Below are 23,666 nucleotides of genomic sequence, written 5' to 3' on the forward strand. Positions count from 1 at the left end.
TGCCGAACGTGCGCGCCTCGACGCGCAGTGCTACTCGATGCCCAGGTCTGCGATGAAGCGCTCTCGCCGTTCGAGCGCCTTCAGCGCCTTCTTGCCCAGGCTGGTCGCGACCAGGTTCAGCAGGCCTTCGCAGAAGATGACATAGGCGCCCATCGAATTGCTGAAGAAGGTGCTGCCGTGCGGCACGAAGAAGGCGTGCTTCGCGAAGGCCGCGAGCGGCGACGCGCGGTGGTCGGTGATGGCGATGACGATCACGCCGGCCTTGGCGGCAGCGGCCGCCGTCTCGGCGATGCTGCGCGTGTAGGGCTCGACGCTCGTCACCACCACGAGGTCGCCGGGCTGCAACTGGGCCAGCCCCTCGGCCACGCCCAGCCCGTGCGGATCGAGCAGGGCCACGTCGCCGCGCACCATCGCCAACCCATAGGCCAGGAAACTTGCCAACGCGCTGAACTGCCGAAGACCATGCACGCGAACCCGCGGGGCCGTGGCCAGCAGCCGGGCCGCCTGCTGCAGTTCGTCGGCCGAGAGCTGCGCGAGGAAGCCTTCGGTGTTGGCGATCGAGTCCTTGGCAATCTGCACCATGGTGTCGATCTCCGGGCGCTGCCCGGGCCCATCCGACTGCGAGCGCTCCGAGGCATGCGCGACCAGGCGGCCGGCCTGCTCGCTGTAGAAATGGCGGTGCCGGGACGCCAGCCCGTCGCGGAACACCGTCTGGAAATCGACGAAGCCGGCATAGCCGAGACGGGTCGCCAGACGCGTCAGCGTCGACGCGTTCACGCCCAGGGATTCGGCGAGTTCGGTGATCGTGCGCACGGCAACCTCTTCCGGTCGCTCGACCAGGCGCGCTAGCACGCTGTGCGCCTTGCCGCCCATCGAAATCAGCGCATCGCCCCGCCCCACGCGCACCGTCAGCGCACGCAGTGCCTCGACCGTTCGAGGCGGCGAAGCGCCATCGTTCTCGGCGTCAGGTGGGTTGGGTTCGCTGGCTTTTTTCGATGCTTGCATGGCCGTCGATCATATGGAACCGCGGCGGCTGCGCTGGATGCTCGTACACCTGCCATTCGACGCACGAAGGGCCGATGCGGATGTCCGCGGTCGCCATCGTGTTCTCGCCGTCGCTGTCGGCCGGATCGGTGCGCAGGATCGGGAACGACGCATCACCGCTGTCGGCCAGCAGGCGCAGCGGATCGCCGTCGGCCAGCAAGGCATCGCCGCGCAGTTGCCGGTGCCGCGACGAGCCGGTGACGATCTGCGGCAGATCGCTCAGCGCAGCATGCAGCGCGTGGTTGGCATGCAGCCTCCGGCCAACGACCTCAACGACCGAACAGGCTTCTGAGCTGAACTCCACGCTGAGCAGTTCGGGCGTGGACCGGTGCGCCACGGTCAGGTGGAAGCCGCCTGCACGTTCGTTCGATGCAAGCAGCGCGCGCACCTCGCGCAGGCTGGCCGCTTCGAGCAGTGCCCGCGTGAGAACCATCCGTGGGACGCCGGGCCGCACCTTCAGGCATCGCAGGTTGTTGACCGTCATCGCGAAGCCGCCCTCGGTCACGGCGAAGGTGTGGCCCGGCAGCGATCCCGGATAAACGAAGGACGCGAAGGACGCCCCGCCTTCCATCGCACACACCGCGATCGCGCAATGTCCCGCGAAGGCCGGATCGCCGTCTTCGTTGTGGGTGATGCGGCGCAGCGCACCCGCTTCCTGCACCGTGGTGCAACCGTCCGGTGCCATGGCCCACAAGTCGCCGCGGCTGTTCCACAGGAACACGTCTTCGAACGGCAGTTCCAGCCCGGCGGCGAGGCCCTGCAGCTCGTCCCAGATGCGCGGAAAACGCGTGCGCACCAAGGTGGCCATCGCCTCGGCTGCGGGTGCGCCACGATGGCGCATCACCGTCGCCCAGGCGGGCGAATGCCGCGCATAGTCCTGCAGGGCCGCGGCGCCGAAGCGGCCGAGCATGCGCCCCGTTTCGAAGGGCGATCCCCCGGCCTCAAGGTAATTCAATGTCGGCATGTCACTCCACGTGCTGAAGAAAATCGCGCAGGCGTTGGTTCGGCGGGTTGTCCAGCAGTTGCCCCGGCGGCCCGTCGACCGTGATGTGGCCGTGCTCCATGAAGATCAGCCGTGTCCCGACCTTTCGGGCGAACTGCATCTCGTGGGTCACGACGACCATCGTCATGCCCTCCTCGGCAAGCGACTGCATGACGCGCAGCACCTCCTGGCGCAGTTCCGGGTCGAGCGCGGAGGTCGGCTCGTCGAACAGCATCAGCTTCGGCCTGACGGCCAGTGCGCGTGCAATGGCAACGCGTTGCTGCTGCCCGCCGGAGAGCTCGCTCGGATAGTGGTGCATGCGCTCGGCGAGGCCCACCTTGGCGAGCAGTTCCGCCGCCAGGGCCTGCGCCTGCGACCTGGAGGCGCCGCGCACCTGCCGCGGCCCGAACGCGACGTTCTCGAGCGCCGTCATCTGCGGAAACAGATTGAACTGTTGGAACACCATGCCCGCTTCCTGGCGGATCTCACGCGCCACGGCATTGCCGCCGCGCACGCTCAGCCCGTCCACCAGCAGGTCGCCGCCATTGATCTGCTCGAGCGCGTTGATGCAGCGCAGCAGCGTCGACTTGCCCGAGCCCGAGGGACCGATCAGCACGACGACTTCGCCCGGGCGGATCTGCAGGTTCACGCGGTCGAGCACCACATTGGCGCCGAAGTGCTTCTCGACATTCTTGAATTCGACGATGTTCACAGGATGCGCATCCTTCTTTCGACAGTCCGCAGGCCCAGCGTCAGCACGCCGATCAGCAGGAGATAGATCACGGCGACCGCGGTCCAGATCTCGATGGCCCGGAAATTGGCCGCCATGATTTCCTGTCCCTGGCGGGTCAGTTCGCCGACACCGATGACGATGAACAACGAGGTGTCCTTGAGGCTCACGATGAATTGATTGCCGAGCGCCGGCGTCATGCGCCGGAACGCAACCGGGCCGACGACGAAGGCCAGCACGCGCCAGCGCGGCAGGCCCATCGCCAGCCCCGCCTCGCTCAGGCCCTTCGGCACCGAGAGGAACGCGCCGCGGACGATCTCCGCGATGTAGGCGCCGGAGTTGATGACGATGGAGGCAATGGCCGCCGTCATCGGGTCCACGCGCACGCCCAGCAGGCCGGGCAAGGCGAAGTAGATGAACATGACCTGCACCACGATGGGCGTGCCCCGCACGAGGCCCACGTAGGCAAAGCCGAGGCTGGCGACGAAGCGGTTCCCGTAGGCGCGCATCAGGCCGAACAGCACGCCCAGCAGCGTGCCGCCCACCAGGCCCGCCACGGTGATGAGCACCGTCAGCTGGGCGCCCTTCAACAATGCCGGCATGGCGCCGGCGATCACTGACCAGTCGAAATCCATGCTCAGGCCTTCGGCGGCTCGGTCTTGAACCACTTGCGGTAGATCGCGGCGTAGCGGCCGTCGGCCTTGATCCTGGCGAGCGCCGTGTTCACCTGCGCCACCAGCGGGCTGCCCTTGGGGAAGCCGATGCCGTACTGCTGCGCCATCATCTGCGGACCGACGGCCTTGGCCTTGCCCGCGCCGGCGGTCGCAATGTAGTAAAGGACGTTCGGTGTGTCGTGCATGGCGGCATCGACGCGGCCGGTCATCAGTTCCAGGTAGGCGTTGTCGATGTTCGGGAACTGGCGCAGTTCGGTGCCCGCGAAATTGGCCTTGGCGTAGTCAGCGGCGGAGGTGCCCGTCTTGATGGCCAGTGTCTTGCCCTTCAGGTCCGCCACACCGGCGATCTTGCTGGCTGTGGGCACCATGAGAATGAATCCGCTGTCGTAGTAGCCGTCGGAGAAGTCGATGGCTTTCTTGCGTTCCTCCTTGATGGTGATGCCGGCCAGCGCCACGTCGACGTTCTTCGTCTGCAGCGCGGGGAGGATTCCGTTGAAGTCCATCGGCTGCAGCTTGTACTCGAGCTTCAGTTCCTTGGCGACGGCGTCCCACAGGTCGATGTCGAAGCCCACGTACTTGTCGCCCTCCTTGAATTCGAAGGGAACGAAGGCCGTGTCGACGGCAACGAGCAATGGGCCGGCCGCCGTGGCGGGGGCGACGATCGACGTGGCGACGACCGCTGCCGCGAGCAGTCGGAGAACGAGTTTCTTCATGACAATCCTTCCGGAGTAAGAGCTCACCGAATTGGTGCAATTGAATTTGCAGTAACTTCAAATTCGCAAATCCATTTGCATAATGTGTGCCATGCCGCAGCGCACGGCAAGCTCGGGTTTGCCCTGAGCGACCTGTGTCGCAATGGCGGGGATCCGCAGGATGGAAAGAAATCGGTCGCGTCGGCCCAGCCGACGGCGGGGCTCGCAGACGGCGTTCGCGAGCGTTGTCGGTGCGTGGCCTTCGGAACCGCGGAATGCGTTCCGACGAGCACCTTGCCGCGACGGTCAAGGTGCTGCGCTGGCCAGAATGGCCAGCCGTCGCTTACTGGACGACCGGGCTGCCCGGGATCTGGTCGCCGAGCGGCGTGAACAGCTGTGCCGCATCGATCGCGTCGAAGCGGTACTGCTTGCCGCAGAAGTCGCAGCCCACCTCGATGTCGCCGCGCTCCGCGAGGATGCTTTCGGCCTCCTCCGCGCCCAGCCCGCGAATCATCTGCGCCACGCGCTCGCGCCCGCAGGTGCACGCGAAATGCGGGCCTTGCAGGCCGGCCTGCGGCTCGAAGCGCAGCAACTTTTCTTCCCAGAACAGGCGGCGCAGGATGGTCTCGACGTCGAGCGTGAGCAGTTCGTCGCGCGTCAGGCTCGAGGCGAGGATCGAGATTCGGTTGTAGTCCTCGTTGCGGCCGATCTGGTCTTCGTTGGCCTGGTCGTGGTCTTTGTCCGAGGTGCCGGAAGTGCCTTCGAGGTTGCCCTCGCCCTTCACCGGCAGGCGCTGGATCAGCAGGCCGGCCGCGACCTTGTCGTCGGCCGCGAGCACCAGCGTGGTGTCGAGCTGCTCGCTCTGCAGCATGTAGTGCTGCAGCACGTCGCTGAGCTTGCCCAGCTTCTCGCCGCCGTCGCCAAAAAGCGGCACCACGCCCTGGTACGGCGTGGCGCCCGGCAGCTTGTCCTTGGGGTCGAGCGTGATGGCGCAGCGGCCCTTGTTGTTCACGTTGACCATGTCGGGCAGGTGCGCATCGGCCGGGAGCTCGCCGATCACCTTGGCGGTGGCGCGCAGGCTCAGGTCGGGCTTGGCCTCGGCCACTGCGACCTTCACGGGACCGTCGCCGAAGATCTGCAGGATCAGCGCGCCGTTGAACTTGATGTTGGACTGCATCAGCGTGGCCGCGGCCGTCATTTCGCCCAGCAGCTCGGCCACGGGCGGCGGATAGGCCCCGGTGGCGGTGTTGGAGGCGCGCCGCGCCAGGATCTCCTGCCACGCATCTGTCAGGCGCACGATCATGCCGCGCACCGGCAGGCCATCGAACAGGAATTTGTGCAGCTCGCTCAAAACGGATCTTCTTTCTGCTGGGCCTGTGGATCAGGCGATTTTCTTCAGGCCCTTCGCATAGCGAACGGCGTTTTTCACATAGTGCTCGGCACCGTGGCGCAAGCGGGCGACGTCTTCGTCGCTGATCGTGCGCATGACCTTGGCGGGCGAACCGAAGATCAGCGAGTTGTCGGGAAACTCCTTGCCCTCGGTCACGACGCTGCCGGCGCCAACGATCGAGTTGCGGCCGATCTTCGCGTTATTCAAGACCACCGCCTGGATCCCGATCAGCGAGTTGTCGCCGATGGTGCAGCCGTGCAGCATGACCTGGTGGCCGATGGTGACGTTCTCGCCGATGGTCAGCGGGCTGCCGGGATCGGAATGCAGCGTCGACATGTCCTGCACGTTGCTGTTGCGTCCGATGGTCATGGTCTCGTTGTCGCCGCGCAGCACGGCGCCGAACCAGATGCTGGCGTTGGCGCCCAGCCGCACGTCGCCGATGACCTCCGCACTGTCGGCAACCCACGCGCCGGTACCGAGTTGCGGCGCAACGCCGTCGAGTTCATAGAGGGCCATCGTGGAGTCTCCGGGGCAAAAACTAGAATTGTAGGGATGCACCCCCGATTGAGCGCGCTGGCCGCGCTGCGACTGACCGATCCTGAACAAAAGGTGGCTGCAACACGCGCTACCGTTGCGCTGGCCGCTACCGATTCCATAGCAACTGCGCCGATCCGCACCGAGGGCGACGATCTCGGCGTGCCGGGCCGCCCCGAACGGCCGCTGCGCGTGGCCGCCACCGCCGTGCAGAAACGCTCGCCCTTCACGCCCGAGGGCCGGGCCGCGCTGATCCATTCGATCTGCCACATCGAGTTCAACGCGATCAACCTCGCGCTCGACGCGGTGTGGCGCTACGACGGGATGCCCGAGGCCTACTACCGCGACTGGCTGCGCGTGGCCGACGAAGAAGCATTGCACTTCACGCTGCTGCATGCGCACCTGCAGGACATGGGGTATCGCTACGGCGACTTCCCCGGCCACGACGGGCTCTGGAACATGTGCGAGAAAACGAAGGACGACGTGCTCGCGCGCATGGCGCTGGTGCCGCGTACGCTCGAAGCGCGCGGGCTCGATGCCACGCCGCTGATCCAGGCCAAGCTGAAGCGCGTGAACACACCCGATGCGCTGCGCGCGGTCGAGATCCTCGACGTCATCCTGCGCGACGAAGTGGGCCACGTGGCCATCGGCAACCACTGGTACCGCTGGTTGTGCGACGGCGCGGGCCTCGATGCCGAAGCGACCTACCCTGCGCTGGTGGCGCGCTACGACGCGCCGCGGCACAAGCCGCCTTTCAACCTCGAAGCGCGCAGGCGGGCGGGGTTCAGCGCCGAGGAATTGCGCCAGCTCTCGGCGACGGCGCACCCGGACAAGCGCTGAAGGCCCGTGGCCTATGCCGGCCGCGCGTGCACCACCAGCTTCGGCGTGAAGTACTGGAGCACCTCGCCGTGCTGGTTGCGCGTCTGGCAGCGCATCGTCACCATCGCCCGGCCGGGCTTGGAGCGCGAAGGCGTGATGTCGAGCACTTCGCTCACCACATGCAGCACGTCGCCGGGTCGCGTCGGCTTGGGCCATTGCAGTTCGCCGCCCGAACCGATGATGCCGTCCGCCAAGGGAATGCCACTGTCGACCAGCAGCTTCATCGTGAGCGCGGCCGTGTGCCAGCCGCTTGCCGCAAGGCCGCCGAAGAAGGTGCTCTTTGCGGCCTCTTCGTCGGTGTGGAAGGGCTGCGGGTCGAACTGCTGCGCGAAGGCCTTGATCTGTGCCACGTCGAGCAGGTGTTCGCCGCTCTGGAAACGGTCACCGACCTTCAGGTCTTCAAGGTACAGCTTGGCCATGGGGGTCTCCTCGTTGTGACGGACTTCCCATTCTCGGACGATCAGACGCGCTCGAGGATGGTCGCGATGCCCTGCCCACCGCCGATGCATTGCGTGGCCAGCGCAAAGCGGCCCTTCTCGCGCAACAGCAGCGACGCCGCCTTGCCCGTGATGCGTGCGCCGGTCGCGCCGAGCGGATGGCCGATGGACAAGCCGCCGCCGTCGAGGTTGATCTTTGCGGGGTCGAGGCCCAGGTCGCGGATGCAGGCCAGCGCCTGCGACGAGAACGCCTCGTTGATCTCGATCACGTCGAGGTCGGCTGCGCTCAGGCCGGCGCGCGCCAGCGCCTTGAGGGTCGCGGGGATGGGGCCGATGCCCATGATGGCCGGGTCGACGCCCACGGTCGCGAACGACCTGATGCGCGCCAGCGCCTGCAGGCCGTGCTTCGCGGCGAAGGCGTCGCTGGTGACGAGCACCGCTGCAGCGCCATCGGTCAGCGGCGACGAGGTGCCGGCCGTCACCACGCCGTCTGGGCGGAACGCGGGCTTGAGGTTCGCCAGCGCCTCGGCCGAGGTGGTCGGCCGGATGCAGCCATCGGCATCGACGATGTCGCCGGAGACGAGGCGCACCGGCACGATCTCGCCCGCCAGCCGGCCTTGCGAGCGCGCTTCGGCCGCCTTGCGGTGCGATTCCACCGCGAAGGCTTCCTGGTCGGCACGGCTCACGCTCCAGCGCTGCGCCACGTTCTCGGCCGTCTCGCCCATCGAGATATAGGCATCGGTGCTCTCCTTCAACTCGGGGTTGGGCGAGAAGTTGAAGCCGCCCTGCGGCACCATCGTCATCGACTCCACGCCGACGCACAAAAAGGCCTCGCCCATGCCTGCCTCGATCTGCGCGGCGGCAATGTGCACGGCCTGCATCGACGAGCCGCAGAAGCGGTTCACCGTCATGCCGCCCACTTCGTGCGGCAGGCCGGCCAGCAGCCCGACGATGCGCGCGAGGTTGTTGCCCTGCGAGGCTTCAGGGTACGCGCAGCCGAGGATCAGGTCTTCGAGCAGCGCAGGGTCGAGGTCCGTGCGCTGCAGCAGGCCGCGCACCACGCCGGCAGCCAGCGTGTCGGGCCGCACCTCGGCGAGGGAGCCCTTCTTCGAGAAATGGAAGGGGGAACGAGCGTAGGCGGAAATGACGGCTTTCATGAAGGTTCTCCAGCAAATTTAAACTACCATCCAATCGGTAGGTATCGAGGTCAAAAAATAAGCACGCCGTGGCGTGCCCGCGTTGGGCCGGGCGGTCAGCCCGGCAATGAACTCCTGAGTTGCGCGATGGCTTCATCGAAGTCGTCCACGCGGCCCGTCATGCGCGCCGACAGCAGCGCGCCCTGACAGACGGAAAACACATAGGCGGCCAGCGAAGCGACCGAGGTGCCCTTCTTTCGCGCCGGCATCAGTGCGCCCAGCACCCCGGTGAGCCACGTCACCTGCGTATTGCGCAGTTCCTGCACGGCCTGGCGCAGTTCGTCGTTGATCACGCCCCATCCGGGCGCCAATGCTCCCGCTGGACACATGCCCGATCCCGCCTTCAGCGTGTTGCGGTACATGCGGAAATACGATTCGAGCGCGTCCCTGGGCTCGCGCGCCCGGCCCGCGTCCCAGTCCTTGAAGCTCTGCGTGGCCCCGCGGATCACCGCGATGCCCAGCGCCTCCTTGGTCGGAAAGTGGTGGTACAGGCTGGCCTTGCGAACGCCGACCGCGTCGGCCACATCCTGGAAGCTGAAGCCCAGGTAGGAACGCGTTTCGATGAAGCCGCGCGCCACCGCGAGGATCTGCTCGCGGGTGCTGCCGGTGACAAGGGCTGTGGCGGAGGTCATCTACCAACTATAAGGTAGGGAATTTCAAACCGCAATCAGCAGGGTCAATCCGCCTTGATGGCCGCGGCCTTGATGATGCGGCCGTTGCTTTCGAACTCGCTGGCGATCTCTTTCGCAAACGCAGCCGAAGTGCCGCCGGTCGGCACGTTGTCGGTGGCCGTGAGCCTGGCGCGCAGCTCGGCGCTGGCCAGGGCCTTGTTGATCTCGGCGTTGTACCTGGCAATCAGCGCGGGCGGCGTGGCCGCGGGTGCGAAGACGCCGAACAGCGAATTGATGTTCGCCGCGCTGTAGCCCAGTTCGCCCAGCGTGGGCACCTGGGGCAGGCTCTCGAGCCGCGCCGGCGCACCGACGGCCAGCGGACGCAGCTTGCCCGACTGGATGTGGGACGTGAGCGTCGGACTCGCATTGGTCGAGAGAATCTCGAACTGCCCGCCGATGGCGTCGTTCAGCTGCTGGCCGCCGCCCTTGTACGGCACGTGCGTGATGTCGACCCCCGCCGCCGAGCGCAACTGCTCCAGCACGATATGACCCAGCGAAGCCGGCCCCGACGTGGCCCAGCGCAGCGCGCCCGGCTGCACCTTCGCATCGGCGATGAGCGCGCGGAAATCCTTCGCCTTGCTGGCCGGCGTGGCGATCAGCAGCACCGGCGAATACATCACGCTCGCCACCGGCGCGATGTCCTTCAATGGATCGAAGGGCAGCTTGCCGAGGTGCGGGCTCAGCACCAGCGGGCTGATCGCCGAGAAGCCCAGCGTCGCGCCATCGGGCGCGGCCTTGGCGACGGCGTCCATGCCGATGGCGCCGCTCGCGCCGGCCCGGTTGTCGACGATCACCGTGACGCCCAGTTGCGCCGCGAGCCTGTCGCCGAGCGCACGCGCAACGACGTCGCTGACGCCGCCCGCGGGGTACGCCACGATGAGGCGCACCGTCTTGGGAATGGCCTGTGCGTGCGCACCCGAGGCAGCGCACAGTGCCGCGGCTGCGAGGAGCCGGGTTGCCGTGCGGTGCGAAGGCTTCGAGGAAGCGAGGAAATTCATGAGGATTCCTGTCGATCGTCTACGTGGGTTGCATCGGTCCAGCGGCGGCTTGCGCTCGCGAATGAGCCTGGACCCTTCCACCGCATTGTCGGCCCTGGCGAATCGGCGATGTTGAAGCAGGCGCGCCAGCGTCATCGCATTGCCGGGCCGCGGGCTTGTGTGGTGCGCTCAGCCGCGCGGATGATGCTGCGCGTGCAATTGCTTCAGCCGCTCGCGCGCCACGTGGGTGTAGATGGTGGTGGTCGAGATGTCGGCATGGCCCAGCAGCAACTGCACCGCGCGCAGGTCGACCCCGTGGTTCAGCAGGTGCGTGGCAAAGGCATGGCGCAGCGTGTGCGGCGACAGCGGCACGTGGATGCCCGCCGCGGTGGCGTGCTTCTTCACGATGATCCAGAACATCACGCGCGTCATGCCGGCGCCGCGTGCGGTCACGAACAGGTCGGACGTCTGTTGCCCGTCGAGGATGAGAGGGCGCGACTCCTCGAGATAGCGCTCGATCCAGCGCCGCGCCTCACCGCCGAAGGGCACGAGCCGTTCCTTGTTGCCTTTGCCCAGCACACGCAGCACGCCGTCGTTGAGGCTCATGTCGATGGCCTTGAGCGCCACCAGTTCACTCACGCGCAGGCCGCTCGCGTACATCAGCTCGAGCATCGCGCGGTCACGCAGGCCGAGCGGCGATTCGACGTCGGGCGCGGCCAGCAGGTCGTCGACCTGTTTTTCCGACAGCGTCTTGATGGCGCGCGGCATCTGCCGCGCTGGCGCAAGCCGGATGCTCGGGTCCGCCACGACACGGCGCTCGCGCAGCGCCCAACGGTAGTAGCGCTTGAACACCGTGAGCCGGCGGTTGGCCGAAGTGGCCTTGCCCTTGGTCGACAGGCGTGCACCCATGTAGGCTTGCAGGTCGGTCTCTTTCGCGGCATCGAGCCCGGCACCGTTGCGCTGCGCATCGAGCCACTGCGCGAACAGCGCGAGATCGCGGCGGTAGGCGGCCAGCGTGTTCTTCGACAGGCCGTCTTCCAGCCAGAGCGCGTCGATGAAGTCGTCGATATCGGATGTCTGCGTCTGTATCTGCGGAGAGGCCTCGGTCATGCCGTGCAAGATAACAAAAGAAAAAGCCGCCCGGCATGCGGGCGGCTTCGGGGTGCGGGAAAAAAATCTTCAGTCGAGCTTCAGGTTCTGCTTCTTCACGACCTGCTTGTAGACCTCGTACTCGGCCTTGATCTGCGCGGCGAACTGCTCCGGCGTGTTGGCGACGATCAGCGAGCCCGTGTCCTCGATGCGCTTGCGCACGGCCGGTTCTTCCACCGCCTTCTTCACGCCGGCGCTGATCTTGTCGACCACTTCCTTCGGCAGGCCCTTCGGGCCGAGGATGCCGTAGTAGGCCATGCGATTCACCGGCTCCAGGCCCACTTCCTTGAAGGTCGGCACGTTCGGCAGCGCGGCCAGGCGCTGCGGTGCCGACACCACGATCGGGATCAGCCGGCCGCTGGTGATGAAGGGCATGGCCGAGGGGATGTTATCGAACATGATCGGCACCTGGCCGGCCACCACGTCGTTCAGCGCCGGACCCGCGCCGCGGTACGGGATGTGCGTGATGAAGGTGTTGGTCAGGCTCTTGTACAGCTCCATCAGCAGGTGGCCGATACCGCCCGTGCCCGACGAGGCGTACGAATACTTGCCGGGATTCTTCTTGATCTCGGCCACGAACTCGGCGTAGTTCTTGGCGGGGAAGCTCGGGTTGACCGCGATGATGTTCGGCGTGGCCGCGATGTTGATGATCGGCGTGAAGTCGTTGATCGGGTCGTACGGCACCTTGGGGTTGATGGCCGGGTTGGCCGCCGTGCTCGACACCGTGGCAACGCCGAGCTTGTAGCCGTCGGGCGTCGCGCGCGCCGTTTCGGCCGCGCCGACGATGCCGCCGCCACCGGCGCGGTTGATCACCACCACCGGCTGGCCGAGCACCTTGCCCAGCGGGTCGGAGATCACGCGCGCCACGATGTCCGTCGTGCCGCCCGGTGCGAACGGAACGCTCAGCTCGACAGGCTTGTTCGGATAGCCCTGTGCAAAGCTCTGGCCCGCCACCGCGACCAGTGCCGCAGCTCCCACCAGCGTGCTCCATTGACGACGTTGCATCGAAAACTCCTTGATCTGATTGATGTCGAAAAACGAAGCCCGGATGCTAGCGGCTCAGGGGCAGTCCTCGTGCTGTGGATTACCCATGGTCAAGCGGGTTTATCCTCGAAGCGGTGAATTACGCTCAGCTGCTTTTCCCCGACTTCTCCCTCATCGCCATCGGTTGGCTCCTGTGCCGCTACACCGCCCTCGACCGCCGCGTGTGGGACCAGGTCGAGAGCCTGGTTTACTACTTTCTTTTTCCCGTGCTGCTGTTCCACTCGATCGTGCGCAGTCCGCTGGATTTTGGCGCCACGTCGAGCCTGCTCACGGCGGGCGTCGGCGTCGGTGTCTGCGGCATCGCGTTGGCCTACGCCCTGCCCTTCGTTCCGGGCCTGCGCACGCACATCGACCGGCGCGACCACGCGGCCAGCGCACAGATTGCCTTCCGCTTCAACTCGTTCATCTGCCTTGCGCTGGCGGAGCGGCTGGCGGGGTCTGAAGGCCTGCTGCTGATCGCGGTGCTCATCGGCGTTTGCGTGCCCATCTTCAACATCGCCGCCGTGTGGCCGATGACACGGCATGCGCAGACCGGATTCGTGCGGCAGCTCGTGCGCAACCCGCTGATCGTCGCAACGGTGGCCGGCCTGCTCGCGAATGTGCTGGGCCTTGCCGTGCCGACATGGGCGACGCCGACGCTGACGCGCATCGGGGCTGCATCGCTGGCATTGGGACTGCTGGCCGCAGGGGCGGGAATGAAGTTCTCCACGCTGGGGGCAGGCAAGGTGCTGGCCACTTCGGTGCTGGCGATACGGCATCTGCTGCTGCCGCTGGTTGCATGGGGGCTGGCGCTGGCATTGCGGCTGGATGCGACCCAGGCTTCGGTGCTGATGGCTTTTTCGGCTGTACCTACGGCTTCGAGTGCTTATGTGCTGGCTGCGCGCATGGGCTACAACGGGCCCTATGTGGCGGGGCTGGTGACGCTGTCCACCTTGCTGGGTGTCGTGAGCCTGCCGTTTGCCCTGGCGCTGCCCCGGTGAGTACCTTCCCCGAGCACAGGCTTATCCCCGCTGCAACAGGGCGGGCACGGACGAAGCCAGCATGGCCACTCCCGAAGCTGTCAGCAACCCGAGCACCAGCTTGCGGAACGCCACCTCGCTGATCCCGATATACAGCCGCGCACCGAGCAGAACCGGCACCGCGACGGCCAACGCGACCAGGCCCAGCAGCGGCACCACGGAGCGCTCGATGCTCCCGCTGAACACATGCACGGCAAACGCCACCATCAGCATCGACAGATTGAAGTTCTGGATCACTGCGCGCTGCGTGTCGCGCTGAAAGCCGCGCAGCGTGCACCAGAGCGTGGGTATGGCCCCCGAGAACCCACCGATGCCCGCCATCGCACCACCGATGGCGCCGGCCACTCCATCAGCCGCACGCCCACCGAACGAAACCTTCGGCAGATGCTGCGACATCAGCATCGCCGGGCACCACAGCACCAGCAGCACGCCGAGGCACAGCTTGAAAACGACAAGGTCGAGGTGCGGCAGCAGCCAGACACCGAACGGCACTCCCACCAGCCCGCCCAACACGAACGGCCAGAGAATGTTCCTGTCGAAAGAACGCCGCACGGTCACTGCCGCGATCACCTGCCCCGTGAGCGCCCCGAAAAGCGCAAGCACTGCCGCGAGCTGCGGCTCCAGCGTCCACGCCCAGACCGACATCGCCACCAGCCCGAACGCGAAGCCCGACAGGCCCTGCACGAAGCCCGCCAGCACGGCTCCGGCGATCACGTAGACGTACAAGGCTTGCATGCGGCCGATGATATCGACCGCACTTCAACCAAGAGAGCGCGGCTCAGGCCGAGACCGGCACCAGCACGGTACGCCGCACGCGGCGCACATTGAACGCGCTGGCAATCAGCACCCCCTGCACCAGCGCCAGCCCCACGATCACGCTCGTGTACTGCCCATGGTCCATCAGCCGCCCGAACACCAGCGGCGCCAGGGCCTGCCCGATGTCGAGCCCCGCATACACCACGCCGTAGACGCGCCCCGTCGCATTGGGCGGCGTCGACCTCTTCACCAGCAGGTCGCGCGACGGCCCGGCGACGCCCGAGACAAAACCCATGGCGCCGAACAGCACCGGCACCACGATCGGCGGAAAGCTCGCAAACGCCAGCACCAGCGCCAGTGCGGCCGCAATGCCGAAGCCCGCACCCACGATGCGCTCGCAGCGCGACGGATCGGAAGCCAGGAAGCCCCCTACCACCATGCCCGCCGCGCTCGCGACCATGTAGACCGTGAGGCACACCGCCACCAGCGCCACCGGCACCGCATGCAGGTGCCCGGCGGCCACCGGCGCGAAGGTCTGCACCACGCTGATCACGGCGGCATAGAAGAAGAAGAAACCGAAGCACATCCACACAGCAGGAATGCGCAGGAAGTCGAACTCGCCGCCGACCGGCGCGGGCTCGCCCTGCCCCGTGGCCTTGTGCACGGCCGCCGCGTCGAGCGACAGCACGCTGCGGTACGCCCACAGCACCAGCAGCACCACGAGCGCCACGACACCCGCCGAGGCCAGCGCCACGCGCCACGAGTACGCGATGGCGATCGGCACGACGAAGGCCGGCGCCAGCGCCCAGCCCAGGCTGCCGGTGATGCCATGCACGCTGTAGGCGTGGCCCAGCCGCGTCGGCGCGACCTTGCGGTTGAACAGCGTGTAGTCCACCGGGTGGAACACGCCGTTGCCGATGCCGCCGACCACCGCGCACACCAGCAGCATCCAGTAGCTCTGTGCCGCGGCGTAGCCGAAAGCCGCCAGGCCCAGCGCGCCCAATCCGACGAACAGCACCGGCCGCGGGCCCAGCTTGTCGACGATGAAGCCCGAGGCCGCCTGCACCATGCACGAAACCACGAAGAACACCGTGAGCACCGCGCCCAATTCGACATAGCTCACGTTGAACGCGTCCTTGAGCCACGGGAACAGCGGCGCCAGGATGAGCTGGCTGAAATGGCTGACCGCGTGGGCCAGACCGACGAGTCCGATCAGCTTGGCGTCGGTGCGCAAGGTCGTGTTGGGAGGAGAAGCGGCGGTCGTTGACGAAGTGGAAGACATGGATTGCTACAAAAAAACGGGGCAGGGATCGATGCTATGCGCCGGAGACGCGGCAGAATGGCGATACAGCGACAACATTTGTCGAAACCATGCCAAGCGCCGCCTCATCCACCTCCAGGAGCACCGCGCCCGCCAGGCCGCGCGGCGCAGCCCCTGCCCCGATCACCAGCGTCGCCTCTCTCACGCCGCACCTCTACGCGCCGGACGCGGTGCGCCCGCTGCGCGCCAAGGAGCACTTCCTGAGCGCGGACACGCTGGTCGAGCTGCACGAGCATCCGTGGCCACAGCTCACTTTCTCCACCCGCGGCGTGATCCGCCTGAGCACGCAGGACGGCAGCTACATCGTGCCACCCTCGCGCGCGCTCTGGGTGCCGGCCAACATGCCGCACAGCATCACGCTGATCGAGGACGCCGAGCTGCGCACCGTCTACCTGCACGCCTGGATCGCCCCCGCCTGGGAAAAATGCGAGGTGCTCGAAATCAGCCCGCTGCTGCGCGCGCTGATGCTCGCGCTCGACACCACGCCCGACGGCCTGCCGCCGTCCGACCCGCATGCACCGCAGCGCGAACGCATGATCGCGCCGCTGCTGATCGACGAAGTGGAGCGCGCCACGCAGATCCGCATCGACGTGCCGCTGCCCACCGACAAGCGCCTGCGCCAGCTTTGCGAGGCGCTGCTGCGCAACCCGGCCGACCGTGCCACGCTGGCCGAACGCGCCGCCACCATCGGCGCCAGCGAGCGCACGGTGGCGCGCCTGTTTCGCGACCAGCTCGGCATGAGCTGGCAGCAATGGCGCCAGCAGGCCGTGATGGCGCATGCGCTGCCGCTGCTGGCACGCGGCATGGCCGTGAGCCAGGTGGCTGCCGCCAGCGGCTATGCCACCGACAGTGCCTTCTGCGCGATGTTCAAGGCGGCCACGGGCCGCTCCCCGACTTCGTTCCAGCACCGCAAGCGCCCTGCCCCCACCTGACACGGCGGGGGCATTGCGGGGGATCGTCATGGCGCTCTGGCAAGATCGGCGGCCGACAACACCATGCACTCACCGATCCCTCTGCACATGGCGCCCGACGCCGGGCCACCCACCTGGACCGCCGAGATCTGGCTGCGCATCCGCCGCCATTTCCTGCTGAAGGCGGTCGGCACCACGGTTTTCACGTGGCTGTTCTTCATCGGCTATTTCCACCTGCTGCGCAACCCGGCCTTTCCGATCGCGGTGATGCCGCTGACGCCGCTGGACCACCTGGTCCCGTTCCAGCCCTACACGCTGGGCGCATACCTTTCGCTCTGGGTATATGTGGGCGTCGCGCCGGGCCTGCAGCTCACGTTCCGGGAACTGGTGGTCTACGGACTGTGGATCGGCGCACTCTGCATCACGGGCCTGGGCCTCTTCTACTTCTGGCCGACCCAGATCCCCCCCATGGCCATCGACGCCGCAAGCTACCCTGGCTTCGCGATGCTGCAGGGCGTGGACGCGGCGGGCAACGCCTGCCCCTCGATGCATGTGGCCGTGGCCATCTTCACCGCCATCCGCATCGAGCATGTGTTGCGCGAAGCGCGCACGCCGGCCCTGTGGCGCGTGCTGAACTGGACCTGGTTCGCCGCCATTGCCTACTCGACGCTGGCGGTCAAGCAGCACGTGGCGCTTGACGTGGCGGCCGGCGCGCTGCTGGGCATGGCCTTCGCACTGCCCTCTCTGCGCTGGCGGCCGAAACCGCGTTTGCGAGGGGATGTCCCTCGCGTGGGAGCGGATATCATCGACGCTCACTGACCACACTCACCACTGGCCGACGAGGAAGGGATCGATTCAATGGCACCCGCACAGGGTGGCAATCGATCAGCGGCACATGACGACAGGCATTGCACGATGAGTTCGCTGAAGGAATTGCAGGACCTGATCCACGAGAAGTACGGCATCGAACCGTCGAAGCTCGACCCACACGCTTCGATGCGGGAAACCGGCGGGCTCGATTCACTCGCCCTCGCGGAATTTCTGTTCGCCATCGAAGACCACTTCGGCATCACCATGCCCGACGAGGACGCGAGCATCGACACCCTGGCCGAACTCGCGCTGCTGGTCGACAAGGTCCGGGCCGCCAAAACCGCGTGAACCACGAGGTCGCCGTCACCGGGCTGGGCGTCATGGCGCCGCATGGCGGCGAGCCCGACACGTTATTCCAGGCCCTGCTGCAAGGCCGCTCGGCCATCCAGCCGGTCTTTCCGGATCTGCCCAAGGCGGCCGCCGCGGCCACCGCGGCCTTCGATGAAACCCGCTGGTTCACCAAGCTGCAGCTCGCAGGTGTCGACCGCGTGAGCCAGCTGGCCGTGGCCGCCGCCGACATGGCGATGCGCGACGCGGGTCTCGGCATCGCCGACACCGATCCCGAGCGCGTGGGCGTCTTTGCCGGCTGCGGCATGGGCGGCGCCGCGGCGCTCGAAGCGGCCTACCGCGGCAACGGCCGCGTGTCGCCTCTCACGATTCCCGCCTTCATGCCCAATGCGCCGGCCGCCCATGTGGCGATGCGCCAAGGCGTGCAGGGACCGGTGCTCACCTACTCCGTCGCCTGTGCCTCTTCTTCGGCTGCGATCGCCGAAGCGGCCAAGGCCGTGCAGCGTGGCGAAGTCGACGTCGCCATTGCCGGCGGCAGCGAAGCGCTGATCGTGCCGGGCGTGGTCGTGGCCTGGCAGGCCATGCAGACGCTGGCCACCTTCCAGCCCGGCGAAGCGGCCAGCGCGGTGAGGCCCTTCGCCACCGACCGCAGCGGCTTCGCGCTCGGCGAGGGCGCGGCCTTCCTGATTCTCGAATCCGCCGAGCGCGCACGCGCCCGCGGTGCCCGCCGCTACGCCACGCTGGCCGGCTGGGGCCTGAGCAGCGACGCCACCCATCTCACCAAGCCCGACGCCCCGGGACAGGCCCGCGCACTGCGCGCCGCACTGCGCCAGGCCGGCCTGCAGCCGCGCGACGTGGGCTACTGCAATGCACACGGCACGGCCACGCGCATCGGCGACGTGGTCGAGCGCAATGCGCTGGCCGATGTGTGGGGCGACCATCTCGACGCGCTGCGCGTGAGCTCGACCAAGGCGCTGCACGGCCACATGCTCGGCGCGGCGGGCGCGATCGAAGCGCTCGTCACCGTGCTGGCGCTGCACCAGCGGCAGCTGCCGCCCAATGCAAACTGCCGCGAGATCGATCCGGACTGCAGCCTGAACCTCGTGACGCCGAACGAATCAGCGGCGCCCTTGCTCGAGGCCGCCATCAGCAATTCGTTCGCCTTCGGCGGCACGAACTCCGTGCTGCTCTTTCGCCGCGCCTAGGCAGCCGCCGCGCAGAGCCATTCCACGAAAGCGCCGACCAGCGGATCGTCCGTGCGGCTCGGTGCCACGAACACGCTGTAGCCCCGGCTCGACGGCGCCCTGTGCGGGCAGGCCAGCAGCAGTTCGCCAGAGCGCAGTTCACGCTCGACGAAGTACTCGGGCACCAGCCCCACGCCCAGGTCGGCACGCACTGCGGCAACGAGCGAAGAGAACAGATCGAAGCGATGCCCCGCCACGAGGTTCTCAGGCGGCCGCGCATGCGCCGTCTGCCCGAACCATTCCTCCCACGCGCCCATGCGCGTGCGCAGCTGCAGCAACGGCACCGAGCGGAAGTCACCGCGCGCCATCGCCGGGCGCCCCTTCGCTTTCGGCGAGCACACCGCAACGCAGGACTCGCCCATCAACGGCAGCGCATTCGCGCCGGGCCAGACCGCATCGTCGTACTGCACGCCCACGTCGAAGGGCATGTCCTCCATGTAGAGATGCGTCGGGAACACCTGCAGGTGCAGGCTGCAGCCCGGGTGCCGGGCGATGAACTCCGGCAGCCGCGGCGTCAGCCAGCCCTCGGCCAGCACCGGCACCGCGCCCACCAGCAGGCGCAGGCCGTCGGCACGCTGCGCCATGGCTTCGAGCGTGTGGTTCTGCAGCCGCAGCAGGTCGCCCGAAACCTGGCCGTGATAGCGCCGCCCGGCCTCGGTCAGCTCGGTGCCGCGCGCCGTGCGCTGCACCAGCCGCACACCGATCTGCGACTCCAGCAGGCGCAGCTGCTGGCTCACCGCGCTGTGCGTGAGACACAGCTCCTCCGCAGCCTTGCCCACGCCATGGTGGCGCGCCACCGCGTCGAAGATCAGCAGCGCGCGGGTGCTGGGGATGTGGCGGCGCATGGCGAGCCTCGTTAGAAAAACTGACAACGCCAAAGATTAAACCAGAGCGCGTGGCTAACACAGCCATAAGAATCGTCGGCGACGCCGCGCCGGCGTCGCCAACCCGGCTTCACTCCCAAGGACATCCCGACCATGCCCCGCCCCATGTCACTTCGCCTCGCCCCGCTCGTCCTCGCCCTGGCCTCCACGGCCGCAGGCCTCGCGCATGCCCAGACCGGCGCCGTCGCGGCCACGCCGACGCAGGTGCGCCCCGAAGTCGACAAGGCCTACACGCAGTTGATGGCATCGCCCGCCATCCAGAAGCTGCTCGACGCGGTCAGGGCCGACCACGAGCGCTCGGTCGAAGACCTGAAGATGCTCACCGAGATCGAGGCGCCGCCGTTCAAGGAACAGAAGCGCGCCGAAGCATTCCTCGCGCGCATGAAGGCCCTCGGCCTGGCGGACGCGAAGATCGACGCCGAAGGCAACGTGGTCGGCCTGCGCAAGGGTACGGGCAACGGGCCGAAGCTGCTGATCTCCGCGCACCTCGACACGGTGTTCCCCGCCGGCACCGACGTGAAGGTGAAGGAGCGCGACGGCAAGCTCTACGCGCCCGGTATCTCCGACGACACGCGCGGGCTCGCCGTGCTGCTGTCATGGCTCAAGGTGCTCAACGACAACAAGGTCCAGACCGTGGGCGACCTGCTGTTCGTCGGCAACGTCGGCGAGGAAGAGCTCGGCAACCTGCGCGGCATCAAGGCCGTCTTCCGGGACAACCTCGACATCGACGGTATGGTCGGCCTCGAGCCCGCGCCCGACGGCACGGTGCTGATGCTGGGCACCGGCAGCCACCGCTACGAAGTGAGCTTCAAGGGCCCGGGCGGCCACAGCTACGGCGCCTTCGGCCAGGTGCCCAGCGCCATCCACGGCATGGGCCGCGCCATCGCGAAGATCGCCGAGATCCGCACGCCGAGCTTCCCGAAGACGACCTTCACCGTCGGCACCGTGGGCGGCGGGACCTCGGTCAACACCATCGCGCCGGATGCACGCATGGCGGTGGACATCCGCTCCGACGAAATGGCACCGCTGCTGGAGACCGAAAAGAAGATCCTCGCGGCCATCGACGAAGCCGTGGTCGAGGAAAACAAGCGCTGGAACGTCAACACGCTGAGCGTGAGCGCCAAGCTCATCGGCGACCGTCCGGGCGGCCGCACGCAGTCGGACACCGTGATCGTCGAGGCCGCCACGCGCGCGAACAGCGCCTTCGGCCACAAGACGCTGCTGAGCGGCGCGAGCACCGACGCGAACGTGCCTATGTCGCTGGGCATCCCCGCCATCATCATCGGCGGCGGCGGCAAGACCGGCGGCTTCCACGCGCTGTCCGAGTGGATCGACGTGACCGATGGCTGGAAGGGTGCACAGAACTCGCTGGTGACCGTGCTGGGCCTTGTCGGCGTGCAGGGCACGAGCGCTCCCTTGCTCGAAAAGCGCCCGCCGCGAAAGAACTAGGCTCGCTCCCAGGCTTCGCGCGCACTTCGTGTCGCTTCACCACCCCCTACCGGGGGCAACACCTGCGGCCCGGCGAAGCCGGTTCCGCGGTGCTTCACGAAAGGATGCACGAACCTCGAGGGCCTCGCCCCCCCGGGACTCTCCGGTATGCTGGTGGCCGCTTTCCATCATGCTTACCGACAGGAGGACCTCATGCACGCCCGCTTCACCCTCATCGCGCTGGCCCTGCTTGCCGCAGGCGCCTCGGCCCAGGCCAACGACCTGCTCGACCAGTTGAAGGAAAAAGCCGGCGAGGCCGTCAGTGCCAATCCACAAGACGGTAGCAGCGGCGCTTCCTCGCTCGGCAACCTCGGCTTCAAGATGCCCGCCATCGGCTCCAGCACCGTCGGCAACGCGGCCGGCGTGCTGCAGTACTGCGTCAAGAACAACTACCTGGGCGGCGACGCGGCCTCGGTGAAAGACAAGCTGCTCGCCAAGATCACCGGTCAGAAGCAGCAGGAGACCGGCTTCGCGAGCGGCGCCAAGGGCCTGCTGAAAGGTGGCGACGGCAAGTCGCTGAACTTCAAGCTCCTGTCGTCAAAGGTCAAGACCAAGGCCTGCGACTACGTGCTCAAGAACGCGACCTCGCTCATCTAGACACCCCCATGCTTCGCGCACTGCGTGTCGCTTCGCACCCCCCCTCCCCGGGGACAATGCCAGCGGCCCGGCAAAGCCGGTTCCGCGGCATTCCCCGACTGGCCGCATAAGCTCCCTGTGCCAGCGCAGCATTCCAGCGCCGTTGCGCGTGCCATCAGTCATTCATGAATCCGGCTACAACCTCTCCTTCCCTGCGCCAGCGCCTCTCTCGCTGGGTTCCCTGCTTCGCCTGGCCGCGCCCTTCCGCCGCGCTGCTGCGCAACGAGGCGATGGCCGGCATCACTGTGGCGCTGATGGTGATCCCGCAAGGCGTGGCGTATGCGGCGCTGGCGGGCATGCCGCTGGTGACGGGGGTGTACGCGGCCCTGTTCCCCGCGCTGATCGCGGTGATGTTCAGTTCGTCGCAGCGGCTGTCGGTCGGGCCCACGGCGCTCACCAGCCTGCTGGTCGGCGCCTCGCTCGCGCCGCTGGCGGTGGCAGGCAGCGCCGAATGGGTGGCGATGGCGGTGTGGCTCACGCTGATGTCGGGCGCCATCCAGATCGTGCTGGGCGCGGGGCGCTTCGGCTGGCTGCTGCGGCTGGTCAATTCGCCGGTGCTCATCGGCTTCACGCAAGGCGCGGCGGTGCTGATCGCCATCTCGCAGCTGCCGGCGCTGCTGGGCTTCACGGGGCGGACCATTGCGCAGGTGCTGCGCGGCGGCCCGCTGCCCGACCTCGTGGCCATTGCCTTCGGGCTCGGCAGCATCGCGGTGCTGTGGCTGGGCAAGCGCCTGCTGCCGCGCTTTCCGACCACCATGGCGCTGGTGGCCGGCGCGGCCGCCATCAGCTGGCTCGTCGACTACGCGCTGCGCGGCGGTGCGGTGGTGGGCAGCCTGCCTTCGGGCCTGCCCTCGCTTTACTGGCCCGGCCTGCTACCCATGAGTACCTTCAGCGCGCTGGTGCTGCCGGCGTTGATGATCACGCTCGTGAGCTTCCTCGAAACCGCGTCGAGCGCCAAGGTCGACAACGCGCGCGCCGGCACGCTGTGGAACGAAAACCAGGATCTGATCGGCCAGGGCCTCGCCAAGCTGGCCTCGGGCTTCACGGGCGGGTTTCCCACCAGTTCGTCGTTCTCGCGCTCGGCCATCACGCTCTATGCGGGCGCGCAGACCGGCTGGGCCACGCTGTTCAGCGTGGCAGTGGTAGCCGGTGCGCTGCTGTGGCTGATGCCGCTGCTGTACCACGTGCCGCAGGCAGTGCTGGCGGCGGTGGTGGTCACGGCCATCCTGGGGCTGGTGAAGCCCGCGAGTTTCACGGCGCTGTGGCGCATCTCGCGCATCGAGGCCGGCATTGCCTTCGGCACTTTCGTGCTGACCATCGCGACCGCACCGAGCATCTACTGGGGCGTGCTCGGTGGCCTGCTCGCGAGCATGGCGCACTACATGTACCGCCACCTGCATCCGCGCATCATCGAGGTGGGCCTGCACCCCGACGGCAGCCTGCGCGACCGCAACCTCTGGAAGCTGCCGCCGCTGGCGCCGCAGCTCTATGCACTGCGCATGGACGCCGAACTCGACTTCGCCTCGGCCTCCACGCTCGAACGCGCGCTCACGGTGGCGCTGGCCGAGCGGCCCGATCTGACCGACGTGTGCCTGTTCGCGCAGCCCATCAATCGCATCGACATCACCGGCGCCGAAGTGTTCGGCTCGATCCGCCGGATGATGGAAGCCAAGGGCATCCGCCTGCACCTGAGCGGCCTCAAGCTGCCCGCGATGCAGGTGCTGGAGCGCGCCGGCCTGCTGGCGCCGGGGCCTATGCTGTTCAGCTACCGCACCGACGGCGAGGCGCTCGCGGCGCTGATGCCGCGCATCGACGAGTCCGAGGAACAGGAAGCCGCCGCCTGACCCGCC

At 67.5% G+C, this 23,666-nt stretch carries 25 protein-coding genes; 9 read left to right on the top strand and 16 right to left on the bottom strand.

Translation table 11 applies throughout. The features are described from left to right. Positions 1-30 precede the first annotated feature (30 nt). From ACEN9N_RS14095 to ACEN9N_RS14125, 7 genes are all read right to left on the bottom strand, one after another. Positions 31-1,005 carry a MurR/RpiR family transcriptional regulator gene (locus tag ACEN9N_RS14095; protein WP_413315076.1) on the bottom strand — a complete coding sequence of 325 codons (975 nt, stop codon included), beginning with the start codon at positions 1,003-1,005 and terminating at the stop codon, positions 31-33. After that, the gene (locus ACEN9N_RS14100; RefSeq protein WP_495656328.1) at positions 965-2,008 is read right to left on the bottom strand and encodes a C45 family autoproteolytic acyltransferase/hydrolase; all 1,044 of its coding nucleotides are present in this window, start codon (positions 2,006-2,008) and stop codon (positions 965-967) included. Before ACEN9N_RS14100 ends, ACEN9N_RS14095 begins: the two co-directional genes overlap by 41 nt. A 1-nt stretch (position 2,009) precedes the next feature. Continuing rightward, the gene (gene glnQ, locus ACEN9N_RS14105; RefSeq protein ID WP_495656329.1) at positions 2,010-2,738 is read right to left on the bottom strand and encodes a glutamine ABC transporter ATP-binding protein GlnQ; all 729 of its coding nucleotides are present in this window, start codon (positions 2,736-2,738) and stop codon (positions 2,010-2,012) included. After that, positions 2,735-3,391 (bottom strand): glutamine ABC transporter permease GlnP, encoded by a 657-nt coding sequence (gene glnP, locus ACEN9N_RS14110; RefSeq protein WP_413315079.1) that lies wholly within the window; start codon positions 3,389-3,391, stop codon positions 2,735-2,737. Before glnP ends, glnQ begins: the two co-directional genes overlap by 4 nt. A gap of 2 nt (positions 3,392-3,393) precedes the next feature. Beyond that, complete coding sequence (gene glnH, locus ACEN9N_RS14115; protein ID WP_413315080.1) at positions 3,394-4,143, bottom strand: glutamine ABC transporter substrate-binding protein GlnH; 750 nt, start codon at positions 4,141-4,143, stop codon at positions 3,394-3,396. A gap of 322 nt (positions 4,144-4,465) precedes the next feature. After that, on the bottom strand, positions 4,466-5,473 hold the full coding sequence (gene hslO / locus ACEN9N_RS14120; protein ID WP_413315081.1) for an Hsp33 family molecular chaperone HslO: 1,008 nt from the start codon (positions 5,471-5,473) through the stop codon (positions 4,466-4,468). 30 nt (positions 5,474-5,503) lie between these two features. Beyond that, positions 5,504-6,028: a gamma carbonic anhydrase family protein gene (locus ACEN9N_RS14125; protein WP_413315082.1), complete on the bottom strand. Its 525-nt coding sequence runs from the start codon at positions 6,026-6,028 to the stop codon at positions 5,504-5,506. Between the two features lie 36 nt (positions 6,029-6,064). Between ACEN9N_RS14125 and ACEN9N_RS14130 the strand changes: the two genes are divergently transcribed. Further along, the gene (locus ACEN9N_RS14130; RefSeq protein ID WP_478179592.1) at positions 6,065-6,886 is read left to right on the top strand and encodes a ferritin-like domain-containing protein; all 822 of its coding nucleotides are present in this window, start codon (positions 6,065-6,067) and stop codon (positions 6,884-6,886) included. Between the two features lie 11 nt (positions 6,887-6,897). Here the strand turns inward: ACEN9N_RS14130 and ACEN9N_RS14135 are convergent, their stop codons facing one another. From ACEN9N_RS14135 to ACEN9N_RS14160, 6 genes are all read right to left on the bottom strand, one after another. Further along, positions 6,898-7,344, bottom strand: coding sequence for a MaoC family dehydratase (locus ACEN9N_RS14135; protein ID WP_007830874.1), 447 nt, complete (start codon positions 7,342-7,344; stop codon positions 6,898-6,900). Between the two features lie 41 nt (positions 7,345-7,385). Further along, a complete protein-coding gene (locus ACEN9N_RS14140) occupies positions 7,386-8,519 on the bottom strand; it encodes a thiolase family protein (protein ID WP_495656330.1) in 1,134 nt (377 codons plus the stop codon). 95 nt (positions 8,520-8,614) lie between these two features. Next, positions 8,615-9,190 (bottom strand): TetR/AcrR family transcriptional regulator, encoded by a 576-nt coding sequence (locus ACEN9N_RS14145; protein ID WP_495656331.1) that lies wholly within the window; start codon positions 9,188-9,190, stop codon positions 8,615-8,617. Positions 9,191-9,234: 44 nt separating this feature from the next. Beyond that, complete coding sequence (locus tag ACEN9N_RS14150) at positions 9,235-10,227, bottom strand: Bug family tripartite tricarboxylate transporter substrate binding protein (protein ID WP_478179590.1); 993 nt, start codon at positions 10,225-10,227, stop codon at positions 9,235-9,237. Positions 10,228-10,395: 168 nt separating this feature from the next. After that, positions 10,396-11,316 (bottom strand): site-specific tyrosine recombinase XerD, encoded by a 921-nt coding sequence (xerD, locus tag ACEN9N_RS14155; protein WP_007830866.1) that lies wholly within the window; start codon positions 11,314-11,316, stop codon positions 10,396-10,398. A gap of 69 nt (positions 11,317-11,385) precedes the next feature. Continuing rightward, the gene (locus ACEN9N_RS14160) at positions 11,386-12,360 is read right to left on the bottom strand and encodes a tripartite tricarboxylate transporter substrate binding protein BugE (protein WP_413748478.1); all 975 of its coding nucleotides are present in this window, start codon (positions 12,358-12,360) and stop codon (positions 11,386-11,388) included. Between the two features lie 101 nt (positions 12,361-12,461). On the opposite strand from ACEN9N_RS14160, the gene ACEN9N_RS14165 reads away from it, so the two are divergent. Then, positions 12,462-13,379, top strand: coding sequence for an AEC family transporter (locus tag ACEN9N_RS14165; RefSeq protein ID WP_193386539.1), 918 nt, complete (start codon positions 12,462-12,464; stop codon positions 13,377-13,379). Between the two features lie 21 nt (positions 13,380-13,400). Here ACEN9N_RS14165 and ACEN9N_RS14170 read toward each other — a convergent pair whose 3' ends face one another. Together ACEN9N_RS14170 and ACEN9N_RS14175 are read right to left on the bottom strand one after the other, a co-directional pair. Beyond that, complete coding sequence (locus ACEN9N_RS14170; RefSeq protein WP_007830858.1) at positions 13,401-14,153, bottom strand: sulfite exporter TauE/SafE family protein; 753 nt, start codon at positions 14,151-14,153, stop codon at positions 13,401-13,403. 43 nt (positions 14,154-14,196) lie between these two features. Further along, positions 14,197-15,456 carry an MFS transporter gene (locus ACEN9N_RS14175; RefSeq protein ID WP_007830857.1) on the bottom strand — a complete coding sequence of 420 codons (1,260 nt, stop codon included), beginning with the start codon at positions 15,454-15,456 and terminating at the stop codon, positions 14,197-14,199. Between the two features lie 89 nt (positions 15,457-15,545). Here ACEN9N_RS14175 and ACEN9N_RS14180 point away from each other — a divergent pair, with 89 nt between their 5' ends. From ACEN9N_RS14180 to ACEN9N_RS14195, 4 genes are all read left to right on the top strand, one after another. Continuing rightward, positions 15,546-16,427 (top strand): AraC family transcriptional regulator, encoded by an 882-nt coding sequence (locus tag ACEN9N_RS14180; RefSeq protein ID WP_413315089.1) that lies wholly within the window; start codon positions 15,546-15,548, stop codon positions 16,425-16,427. Positions 16,428-16,490: 63 nt separating this feature from the next. Continuing rightward, entirely contained in the window at positions 16,491-17,225 is a 735-nt protein-coding gene (locus ACEN9N_RS14185) for a phosphatase PAP2 family protein (RefSeq protein ID WP_413315090.1), read from the top strand. A 96-nt stretch (positions 17,226-17,321) separates the two neighbouring features. Continuing rightward, positions 17,322-17,564 (top strand): acyl carrier protein, encoded by a 243-nt coding sequence (locus ACEN9N_RS14190; RefSeq protein WP_007830850.1) that lies wholly within the window; start codon positions 17,322-17,324, stop codon positions 17,562-17,564. Beyond that, the gene (locus ACEN9N_RS14195) at positions 17,561-18,769 is read left to right on the top strand and encodes a beta-ketoacyl-[acyl-carrier-protein] synthase family protein (RefSeq protein ID WP_495656332.1); all 1,209 of its coding nucleotides are present in this window, start codon (positions 17,561-17,563) and stop codon (positions 18,767-18,769) included. Before ACEN9N_RS14190 ends, ACEN9N_RS14195 begins: the two co-directional genes overlap by 4 nt. Here ACEN9N_RS14195 and ACEN9N_RS14200 read toward each other — a convergent pair. Further along, entirely contained in the window at positions 18,766-19,653 is an 888-nt protein-coding gene (locus ACEN9N_RS14200) for a LysR substrate-binding domain-containing protein (RefSeq protein ID WP_007830845.1), read from the bottom strand. The two genes, ACEN9N_RS14195 and ACEN9N_RS14200, sit on opposite strands and share 4 nt — an antisense overlap. 132 nt (positions 19,654-19,785) lie before the next feature. Here ACEN9N_RS14200 and ACEN9N_RS14205 point away from each other — a divergent pair, with 132 nt between their 5' ends. From ACEN9N_RS14205 to ACEN9N_RS14215, 3 genes are all read left to right on the top strand, one after another. Next, positions 19,786-21,141: a M20/M25/M40 family metallo-hydrolase gene (locus tag ACEN9N_RS14205; RefSeq protein WP_495656333.1), complete on the top strand. Its 1,356-nt coding sequence runs from the start codon at positions 19,786-19,788 to the stop codon at positions 21,139-21,141. Between the two features lie 192 nt (positions 21,142-21,333). Beyond that, positions 21,334-21,777 (top strand): DUF2501 domain-containing protein, encoded by a 444-nt coding sequence (locus ACEN9N_RS14210; protein ID WP_495656334.1) that lies wholly within the window; start codon positions 21,334-21,336, stop codon positions 21,775-21,777. Between the two features lie 164 nt (positions 21,778-21,941). Further along, positions 21,942-23,660: a SulP family inorganic anion transporter gene (locus ACEN9N_RS14215; RefSeq protein ID WP_007830840.1), complete on the top strand. Its 1,719-nt coding sequence runs from the start codon at positions 21,942-21,944 to the stop codon at positions 23,658-23,660. The last annotated feature ends 6 nt before the right edge of the window (positions 23,661-23,666 follow it).

The organism is Variovorax sp. Varisp46 (genome assembly GCF_059491885.1).

Coding starts and splice junctions, on each gene's coding strand:
- ACEN9N_RS14095 (WP_413315076.1), bottom strand. CDS start 1,005: ATGCAAGCATCGAAAAAAGCCAGCGAACCCAACCCACCTGACGCCGAG.
- ACEN9N_RS14100 (WP_495656328.1), bottom strand. CDS start 2,008: ATGCCGACATTGAATTACCTTGAGGCCGGGGGATCGCCCTTCGAAACG.
- glnP (WP_413315079.1), bottom strand. CDS start 3,391: ATGGATTTCGACTGGTCAGTGATCGCCGGCGCCATGCCGGCATTGTTG.
- glnH (WP_413315080.1), bottom strand. CDS start 4,143: ATGAAGAAACTCGTTCTCCGACTGCTCGCGGCAGCGGTCGTCGCCACG.
- ACEN9N_RS14125 (WP_413315082.1), bottom strand. CDS start 6,028: ATGGCCCTCTATGAACTCGACGGCGTTGCGCCGCAACTCGGTACCGGC.
- ACEN9N_RS14130 (WP_478179592.1), top strand. CDS start 6,065: ATGCACCCCCGATTGAGCGCGCTGGCCGCGCTGCGACTGACCGATCCT.
- ACEN9N_RS14135 (WP_007830874.1), bottom strand. CDS start 7,344: ATGGCCAAGCTGTACCTTGAAGACCTGAAGGTCGGTGACCGTTTCCAG.
- ACEN9N_RS14140 (WP_495656330.1), bottom strand. CDS start 8,519: ATGAAAGCCGTCATTTCCGCCTACGCTCGTTCCCCCTTCCATTTCTCG.
- ACEN9N_RS14145 (WP_495656331.1), bottom strand. CDS start 9,190: ATGACCTCCGCCACAGCCCTTGTCACCGGCAGCACCCGCGAGCAGATC.
- ACEN9N_RS14150 (WP_478179590.1), bottom strand. CDS start 10,227: ATGAATTTCCTCGCTTCCTCGAAGCCTTCGCACCGCACGGCAACCCGG.
- xerD (WP_007830866.1), bottom strand. CDS start 11,316: ATGACCGAGGCCTCTCCGCAGATACAGACGCAGACATCCGATATCGAC.
- ACEN9N_RS14160 (WP_413748478.1), bottom strand. CDS start 12,360: ATGCAACGTCGTCAATGGAGCACGCTGGTGGGAGCTGCGGCACTGGTC.
- ACEN9N_RS14170 (WP_007830858.1), bottom strand. CDS start 14,153: ATGCAAGCCTTGTACGTCTACGTGATCGCCGGAGCCGTGCTGGCGGGC.
- ACEN9N_RS14175 (WP_007830857.1), bottom strand. CDS start 15,456: ATGTCTTCCACTTCGTCAACGACCGCCGCTTCTCCTCCCAACACGACC.
- ACEN9N_RS14180 (WP_413315089.1), top strand. CDS start 15,546: ATGCCAAGCGCCGCCTCATCCACCTCCAGGAGCACCGCGCCCGCCAGG.
- ACEN9N_RS14185 (WP_413315090.1), top strand. CDS start 16,491: ATGCACTCACCGATCCCTCTGCACATGGCGCCCGACGCCGGGCCACCC.
- ACEN9N_RS14190 (WP_007830850.1), top strand. CDS start 17,322: ATGAGTTCGCTGAAGGAATTGCAGGACCTGATCCACGAGAAGTACGGC.
- ACEN9N_RS14200 (WP_007830845.1), bottom strand. CDS start 19,653: ATGCGCCGCCACATCCCCAGCACCCGCGCGCTGCTGATCTTCGACGCG.
- ACEN9N_RS14205 (WP_495656333.1), top strand. CDS start 19,786: ATGCCCCGCCCCATGTCACTTCGCCTCGCCCCGCTCGTCCTCGCCCTG.
- ACEN9N_RS14210 (WP_495656334.1), top strand. CDS start 21,334: ATGCACGCCCGCTTCACCCTCATCGCGCTGGCCCTGCTTGCCGCAGGC.
- ACEN9N_RS14215 (WP_007830840.1), top strand. CDS start 21,942: ATGAATCCGGCTACAACCTCTCCTTCCCTGCGCCAGCGCCTCTCTCGC.